Source organism: Streptomyces sp. ADI95-17, from assembly GCF_003846175.1.
Taxonomy (GTDB): domain Bacteria; phylum Actinomycetota; class Actinomycetes; order Streptomycetales; family Streptomycetaceae; genus Streptomyces; species Streptomyces sanglieri.
Map to the genome: position 1 here is coordinate 215,417 of NZ_ML123045.1, position 6,213 is coordinate 221,629.

The window sequence follows — 6,213 nt, forward strand, 5'->3', positions numbered from 1 at the left end:
CGCTCACGCGAGGTGGAAGACCTCGGTGAGCGGGACCATCGCCTCGTCGGCCGCCTCGGGCTGCTCGAAGAACTCCGCCATGTCGCGCTGCCACCGCTCGTTGACCTCGGTCGCGGCCATCGCCTCGCGCGCCGCGTCGAAGTCCGGTGTCTCCAGATAGCCGACGAGCAGACCGTCCTCCCGCAGGAAGAGCGAGTAGTTGTGCCAGCCGGCCGCACGGAGCGCGGCGAGCATGTCCGGCCAGACCGCGGCGTGGCGCTCGCGGTACTCGTCGATACGGTCCTTGCGTACGGTCAGCAGAAAACAGACGCGCTGCATGGTGCGGGGCTCCCGGTGTCCGGTCAGAAGTCGAACTTGTCGATGTTCCTGCGGTCGAAGACGGTCGGCTCGCCGAGGATGACCTCGCCGTCCTTGCCGACCGTGTACTCGCCGAGCCTGCCCGCCTTGAACTTCTCCCCCTGCGCACCGGTGATCTGCCCCGACGCCAGCGCGGCGGCGGCGTACGAACCGAGATGGCCCAGCTCCTCCGGGTTCCACAGCGAGAACTGCCCGACCGTGCCGTCCTTGACGTACTTGCGCATCTGGTTCGGCGTGCCGAGACCGTTCAGCACGACCTTGCCCTTGTACGAGGAGTCGCTCAGATAGCGGGCGGCGGCGGCGATGCCGACGGTGGTGGGCGAGATGATGCCCTTCAGGTCCGGATACGCCTGCATCAGGCCCTGCGTCTGCTGGAACGACTTCTGGTCGGCGTCGTCCCCGTACGCCACCTTCACCAGCTTCATGTCCTTGTACTTCGGCAGCTTCAACTCGTCCTGCATGAAGCCGATCCAGGTGTTCTGGTTGGTGGCGTTCTGGGTGGCCGAGAGGATCGCGATCTTCCCCTTGTGGCCGATCTGCTCACCGAGGTGCTGGACCAGGCTGCGGCCGATCTGCTCGGAGCTCGCCTGGTTGATGAAGAGCTGACGGCAGTCCTTCGCGGTGTCGGAGTCGTACGCGACGACCTTGATGCCCTTCTTCATGGCCTGCTTCAGCGGGCCGCACACCGCGTTGGGGTCGTTGGCCGCGACCAGGATCGCGTCCTGGCGCTGCTGGATCAGCGTGTTGATGTAGCTGACCTGCGAGGAGGCACCGGCGTCGGAGGGGCCGACCTCCTTGCCCGTGCCGCCGTACTCCAGGGCCGCCGCGATGCCCGCGTCGTCCACGATCTTCTCGTACGGGTTGTTGATCTGCTTGGGCAGGAAGGCCAGCTTCAGGCCCTTCTTCAGCGGCGCGTCCGGATCGGCCTTCGCCGTGGCCCCGGACTTCACGGAGTCCTTGCCCACGCTGTCCTTCGTGGTGCCGGAACAGGCGGCCAGGGCGAGGGCGAGGGACACGGCGGCCGCGGCGGTCGCGGCGGTCGCGGCGGTGCGGAGCATCATGGCGGTGACGTGCCTTTCGACGGGAGGACGGGGGAGGGGGGAGGGCTCAGGACGGGGTGCCGGCGGCGCGCCGGTGCCGTCGTCCGACGACGGCGGCGATCACCCGGGGGGTGAGTACGGACGCCACGAGCAGCAGGCCGGTCACGATCACCTGCACCTCGTTGGCGACGTCGTTGAGCGTCAGGAGGTTCTTCAGCACTCCGATCAGCAGCACCCCGGCGACCGCGCCGAAGAGGGTGCCCTTCCCGCCGTCGAAGTCGATCCCGCCGAGCAGCACGGAGGCGATCACGAGCATCTCGAAGCCGAGACCGTTGTCGGCGCGGGCACTGCCGTACCGCAGCGTGAACAGGACACCGGTGAACGAGGCGAACAGCCCCGTCACGACGAACAGCAGCAGCTTGATCCGCTTGACCCGGATGCCCGCGAAGTACGCCGCCTTCTCCTGGGAACCGATGGCGAACAGCGAACGGCCGAACCCGGTGGCGTGCAGCACGACCGCGGTGATCACCGCGAGGACCGCGAAGAGCAGGACCGGGTACGTGAGGAAGGTGCCGGGCACCGTGGTCGTGTCGACGGTCCACCGCGCGTACGTGTCCGGGAAGTCGGTCACCGCGTCGCTGCCCAGCGCCACCGAGGCCAGGCCCCGGTACAGGGCCAGGGTGCCGATGGTGACGGCCAGCGACGGCAGCCCCACCCGGGTGACCAGCCAGCCGTTGAGCAGCCCGCCCGCCACCCCGGCCAGCAGCACCACCGGCACGATCGTCTCGAAGGCCCATCCGGCGTTCCACAGCGCACCGGTCAGCGCACTGCCCAGGCCCAGCATCGAGGCGACCGACAGATCGACCTGACCGGCGACGACGAGCAGCGTCATCGGCAGCGCGATGACGGCGACCTCGACGATGTCGTTGAACGCGAAGGCGAGGTTCTCGGCGGAGCCGAAGCCGTCCGTGGAACCGAGGCCCACGACGATCACCGCCACCAGGAGCACCCCGACCGCGGTGTCCCAGCGCAGCGCCATACTCCGTACCCGGCCGGCCCGGCCCTTCCCGGACCGCGCGGCGTCCGCCGCCTCCCGCGTCTCAGCCGCCGTTCCCATGCCGGGCGCTCCTCTTCCTCAGTGCGGCGGTCATCCGCAGGTTCACGATCCGGTCGACACCGATGGCGAGCAGCAGCAGCGCACCGGTGATGGCGCCCTGCCAGAAGGAGTCGACCCTCAGCACGACCAGGACGCTGCCGATGGTGGTGAGCAGCAGTGCGCCCAGCGCCGCGCCCCAGACCGTCCCCGTACCACCGGTGATGGCGACGCCCCCGACGACCACGGCGCTGACCACGGTCAGTTCCCAGCCGTGCGCGTTGTCCGCGACGACCGTGCCGAACCGGGCCAGCCACAGGGCCCCGGCGAAACCGGCGACGGCCCCGGAGAAGACGTACGCGGCCAGGATCCGGCGGCGGACCGGGACCCCGGCGAGCAGGGCGGCCTCCGGGCTCGAACCGATCGCGTACAGCTCCCGGCCCGAGCGGTGGCAGCGCAGGAAGTACGCGGTCGCGGCGAGCAGCAGCAGGGCGATCAGCGGCAGGTACGGCACCCCGAGAACGCTGCCGCTGCCGAGCCCGAGGACCTGGTCGGGCACCTCGGCGGCGCTGATCTGGTCGCCCTGCGCCCACCAGTAGTCGACGCCCTGGATGATGTAGAGCATGCCCAGCGTCACGACGAGCGCCGGGACCCCGCCGAAGCTGACCAGGGCGCCGGAGACGAGCCCGCAGACCGTTCCGACGGCTGTGCCGAGCAGCAGCACGGTGAGCACCCCGTGATCCGTCCCGGCGACGAACCTGCCGCAGGCGAAGGCGGAGAGACCGACGACCGACCCGACCGACAGATCGATGTTGCGGGTGATGACGACGGCCGACTGACCGACCGCGAGCAGCACCAGGACCGACGCGTTGAGCAGCAGGTCCTTGATGCCCTGGCCGGACAGGAACCGCGGGTTGGCGACGGAGGTGACGAGGACCAGCAGGAGGAGCGCCCCGGCGATGGAGATCTCCCGGGCCCGGAACACGGCGTCCACCAGCGCGGCGGCGCTGCGGGCCGGGGCCCCGGCACCGATGTCCGGCGGGCCTTCGACGGTGGTGGTCATGGAGCCGTCCTTCCGGCCAGGCCGGTCGCCGCGGCCATGACGGTCTCCTCGGTGGCGCTGCGGCACGGGAGTTCGGCGACGAGCCGGCCCTCGTGCATGACCAGCACCCGGTCGGCCATCCCGATCACCTCGGGCAGGTCGGAGGAGATCATCAGCACCGCGAGCCCGTCCGCCGCCGACGCGGAGAGCAGCCGGTGGACTTCGGCCTTGGTGCCGACATCGATGCCGCGGGTCGGCTCGTCGACGATGAGCACGGACGGCCCGGTCGCCAGCCACTTGGCGAGCACGACCTTCTGCTGGTTGCCGCCGGACAGCACGCCGACGGCGTCCGCGAGCCGGTTGTACTTGAGCCGGAGGCGCACCGCCCAGTCGGCGGCCCGGTCGTGCTCCAGGGTCCGGCGGACCAGCCCGCGCCTGCGGACGGCGCCGAGGCCGGTGAGCCCGATGTTGCGCTCGATGGACATCGCCATGACGAGCCCGCACTGACGGCGGTCCTCCGGTACGAGCGCCAGCCCGGCGGCCATCGCGGCGGTCGGCGACCCGGGGCGCAGCACGGTGCCGTTCACCCGTACCTCCCCGGCGTCCGCGCGGTCGACGCCGAAGACCGCCTGCGCGACCTCGGTCCGGCCGGCGCCGACGAGCCCGGCGAGCGCGACGATCTCCCCGCGCCGGACCTCGAACGACACATCGCGGAAAACGCCCTCGCGGGTCAACCGTTGTACGGACAGGGCGACTTCGCCGACCGTCGCCCGCTGCTTCGGATAGCGCCCGGCCAACTCGCGGCCGACCATCCGGCGCACCAGATCGTCCTCGGTCAGCCCGGCCAGCGGTTCGCAGGAGATCAGGCGGCCGTCGCGCAGTGTCGTGACCCGCCCGCACAGCTCGAAGATCTCGTCGAGCCGGTGCGAGATGAACAGCACGGCCGCACCCCCGTCGCGCAGCGTCCGCACCACGGAGAAGAGCCGGGCCGTCTCGGCACCGGTGAGCGCGGCCGTCGGCTCGTCCATGATCAGGACCCGGGCGTCGAAGGAGAGAGCCTTGGCGATCTCGACGATCTGCTGGTCCGCGATGGAGAGCCCACGGGCCGGCCGCTCGGGCGCCAGGTCCACGCCGAGCCGGCGCATCAGCTCCGCGGTGGCCCCGTGCATGGCACGGCGGTCGATCCGGCCGAGGCCGCGCCGGGGCTGACGGCCCATGAAGATGTTCTCGGCGATGGACAGATCGGGGAAGAGGGTCGGTTCCTGGTAGATGACGGCGATACCGGCGTCGCGTGCGTCGGCGGGCCCGTGGAAGGCGACCGGCCGGCCGTCGAGCAGCACCTGCCCGCCGTCCGGGCGGTGCACCCCGGCGAGCGTCTTGATGAGGGTGGACTTTCCCGCGCCGTTCTCCCCGGCGAGCGCGTGGACCTCGCCGGGGCACAGGGACAGCGACACCTCGTGCAGGGCGCGTACGGCGCCGAAGGACTTGCTCACGTCTTTCAGTGCCAGGACCGGGCCGGCGGGTGCCGGGGCCGGGCCCTTGGCGGGCTGGTTCATGAGGGCTCCTCAGCGGAGGCACGCACCGGTGGGACGCGGTGCCCCACACACCGTGAAAGGATTCAATGAGGTAGCTGGGAAGCTAGACGGGGAGTGCGGGCACAGTCAATGGGCAGGTGAACACGGCCGTTCGGGACCCGTCCGCCAGGGGCCCGGCAGACCCCGGCGGCCACCGCCCGCGCGAGTGGAGGAGCTGTGACGGTTGCCATGTGAACGCAACCGGCACGCGCCTCAGCCGGTCTGACTCTGCACAGCAACCGTGCCGTTCCGGCACAGCGAACTGTCGATGAACCTCCGCTTGCGCAAACCTCCCGCACCCGACCGAAGGAGTCCACGTGGCATCCCGTGCCCTAGGAACCACCGTGGTCCTCGCCATCACCGTGGCGACCGCCGTGACCACCTTCCCCACCGCCCAGGCGTCGACGCCCGACCGCGCCCCGACCTCCGTGTCGGCGTCCGCGAACAGGGCGGTGCCCGCACCGGCCCCGCGCCGTGACGACTTCAACGGGGACGGCTACCCGGACCTCGCGTTCACCGCGCCGGGTGCCACGGTCGACGGCAAGTCCAAGGCCGGGTACGTGGCCGTGGTGTACGGCTCCAAGAACGGGCCGCAGACCTCCACCAAGCAGGTCTTCACCCAGAACTCGCCCGGCATACCGGACTCCGCCGAGGCCGGCGACGGGTTCGGCGGCTCGATGGTCTCCGCCGACCTCGACAAGGACGGATACAGCGACCTCGTGGTCGGCGCGGGCAACGAGAAGATCGGCACGGCCGGGTCCGCCGGAACACTCACCGTGATCTGGGGCGGCGCGCAGGGCCTGTCCGGCGGCGCGACGCTCCTGAACGGCGACGAACCGTACGACGAGGTCGGCGCCCTGACCGCGGCCGGTGACTTCGACGGCGACGGCGCCATGGACATCGCCACCGTCGGTATGCACAACACCTATGTCCTGTCGGGCCCGTTCAAGCGCGACGGCAGCACCGCGGCCCCCGCCAGGGAGATCCGCGACATGGACGACCTGCGCTACATGGACGTCACCGCGGGCGACTTCGACGGCGACGGCCGCGACGACCTGGCCGGTGTCGTCCACGACGGCGACGAGTACGACGCCCGCCGCATCCTCG

General features: G+C 70.9%; 6 protein-coding genes. 1 reads left to right on the forward strand and 5 read right to left on the reverse strand.

Annotation, left to right across the window (positions count from 1 at the left end):
* Positions 1-3: 3 nt before the first annotated feature.
* The 5 genes from EES42_RS09105 to EES42_RS09125 form a co-directional block, all read right to left on the reverse strand.
* Positions 4-318 carry an L-rhamnose mutarotase gene (locus EES42_RS09105; protein ID WP_124717638.1) on the reverse strand — a complete coding sequence of 105 codons (315 nt, stop codon included), beginning with the start codon at positions 316-318 and terminating at the stop codon, positions 4-6.
* A 23-nt stretch (positions 319-341) separates the two neighbouring features.
* Positions 342-1,418: a rhamnose ABC transporter substrate-binding protein gene (rhaS, locus tag EES42_RS09110; protein WP_124717639.1), complete on the reverse strand. Its 1,077-nt coding sequence runs from the start codon at positions 1,416-1,418 to the stop codon at positions 342-344.
* 46 nt (positions 1,419-1,464) lie between these two features.
* Positions 1,465-2,436, reverse strand: coding sequence for an ABC transporter permease (locus EES42_RS09115; protein WP_206433458.1), 972 nt, complete (start codon positions 2,434-2,436; stop codon positions 1,465-1,467).
* Positions 2,437-2,497: 61 nt separating this feature from the next.
* Positions 2,498-3,553, reverse strand: coding sequence for an ABC transporter permease (locus tag EES42_RS09120; protein WP_124717641.1), 1,056 nt, complete (start codon positions 3,551-3,553; stop codon positions 2,498-2,500).
* A complete protein-coding gene (locus EES42_RS09125) occupies positions 3,550-5,088 on the reverse strand; it encodes a sugar ABC transporter ATP-binding protein (protein WP_124717642.1) in 1,539 nt (512 codons plus the stop codon). Before EES42_RS09125 ends, EES42_RS09120 begins: the two co-directional genes overlap by 4 nt.
* Before the next feature lie 335 nt (positions 5,089-5,423).
* Between EES42_RS09125 and EES42_RS09130 the strand changes: the two genes are divergently transcribed.
* Positions 5,424-6,213: FG-GAP repeat domain-containing protein (locus EES42_RS09130; protein WP_164495205.1), on the forward strand; the 790-nt coding region annotated here is incomplete at its 3' end.